At 28.2% G+C, this 255-nt stretch carries 1 protein-coding gene; it reads right to left on the reverse strand.

The window, feature by feature from the left end; genetic code table 11:
• Positions 1-255, reverse strand: a 255-nt coding sequence (locus KGF48_RS20110) for a transposase (RefSeq protein ID WP_227868513.1), incomplete at both ends; no start/stop codon positions are given.

Raw genomic sequence — 255 nt, forward strand, 5'->3', positions numbered from 1 at the left:
TATCTCTATGAGTTTTATAACCACAAGTACAACTATAAGTTCTACCAGTTGGTTTGTGTTTTTTAGAACACTTTGGGCAAGTTTGAGATGTGTAGTTTTCTTTAACTAGCTTAACTTCAATACCTTGATCTTTAGCCTTATATTTAATATAGTCTTTAATGCGACCATACTCCATTTGAGATATTTTTTGTCTATTAATTCTATTTAATCTTTTCTTCTTTTTTGTATTTTTCTCAATCCCTTTTATATCTCCTA

The sequence above is a fragment of the Clostridioides sp. ZZV15-6388 genome (assembly GCF_020657755.1).
Classification (GTDB): domain Bacteria; phylum Bacillota; class Clostridia; order Peptostreptococcales; family Peptostreptococcaceae; genus Clostridioides.